This is a genomic window from Streptomyces sp. NPDC048270, from assembly GCF_040652335.1.
GTDB lineage: Bacteria > Actinomycetota > Actinomycetes > Streptomycetales > Streptomycetaceae > Streptomyces.
In genome coordinates this window covers 1-1,241 of sequence record NZ_JBEZLV010000140.1, presented here as the reverse complement: position 1 = coordinate 1,241, position 1,241 = coordinate 1, and the positions used below count along the sequence as shown (strand labels likewise).

General features: G+C 72.3%; 2 protein-coding genes. One reads left to right on the top strand and one right to left on the bottom strand.

Annotated features, from left to right (window positions below; translation table 11 throughout):
• Positions 1-122: 122 nt before the first annotated feature.
• On the top strand, positions 123-743 hold the full coding sequence (locus AB0D66_RS34650) for a TetR/AcrR family transcriptional regulator (protein ID WP_362311113.1): 621 nt from the start codon (positions 123-125) through the stop codon (positions 741-743).
• A gap of 20 nt (positions 744-763) precedes the next feature.
• Here AB0D66_RS34650 and AB0D66_RS34645 read toward each other — a convergent pair.
• Positions 764-1,241: substrate-binding domain-containing protein (locus tag AB0D66_RS34645; RefSeq protein WP_362311112.1), on the bottom strand; the 478-nt coding region annotated here is incomplete at its 5' end.

Here is a 1,241-nt window from a genome sequence, read left to right as displayed (position 1 = left end):
CCATGTGCGGTCCCCGAGTCGGTCCGATGCGCTTGCATCGGAACTGTAACCTGGGAATCGATACGAGCGCATCGCATAAAGGTGCGGTGCCCGTGGGACCGAGGGACGGGGAGGCACCGGGCATGCCCAGGCAGGTGGATCACGAGGGACGGCGCCGCCTCATCGCGGAGGCGGTCTGCCGGCTCGCGGAGGAACGCGGGCTGGAGGGAGTGACCCTGCGGGACGTCGCGGCGCGGGCGGACGTGTCCATGGGCGCCGTGCAGCGGTGCTTCCGCACCAAGGAGGAGATGCTCGTGTTCGCCGTGGGACACATCGGCGAGCGCATCGGCGAGCGCGTGCGGGCGCGCCTCGTCGGGAGCCCGGCGCAGTCGGCCGCGACGGCCCTGGGGCATGCGGCCACCGAGGTCTCACTGCTGCGCGAGGAACACCGGGCCGAGGCCCGGGTCTGGCTCGCGTTCGTCGCACAGGCCGCGGTCAGCGAGGTGCTCGCCAAGACCCTGAAGGAGAACTACGCGGCCCTCGAGGAGGCGTTCACCCGCCTCGTCTCCGAGGCCGCCGCGGACGCCGGGGCGCCCGGGCCGCTCGACCCGCGCCTGGAGGCCCGTACCCTGCTGGCGCTCGCGGACGGGCTGACGGCCCACGTCCTGGTCGGACACCTCACCCCGCAGGCGGCCCGGGAGGTGCTCCACGCCCACCTGACCCGCCTGTGGGAACGGCCGTCCGGACCTCCGCCCACGGGTTGAGCGGCCGGGCCGCGGCCCGGCTACTTCAGGCCGAGGTCCTCGCAGGCGGCCCTGAGCTTGTCCGTGCAGATCTCGGCGACGGTGTAGACGCCGTCGTCGACCACCGTGGCCTTGACGTTGGCCTTGGTGAGCGAGATGCCCGGGACGAGGACCGCGGGCACGCGCTTGGTGGTCGGGCTGTCGACGAACTGGTTGATGATCCCGTCGATCTTCTCGCCCTTGGCGAGGGCGACGGCCATCTCCGCGGCGGCCGCGGCCTCGGGGGCGTACCGCTTGTAGACGGTCATGAACTGCTCGCCCGCGACGATGCGCTGCACACCGGCGAGTTCGGCGTCCTGGCCGGTGACCGGGGGCAGCGGATTGACGCCGGCGGCCTTCAGGGCGGTGATCACGCCGCCGGCCATGCCGTCGTTGGCGGAGTAGACGCCGACGATCTTGCCCTTGCCGAGTGCCGAGATCGCGGACGCCATACTGGCGTTGGCGTTCTCCGGCTTCCAG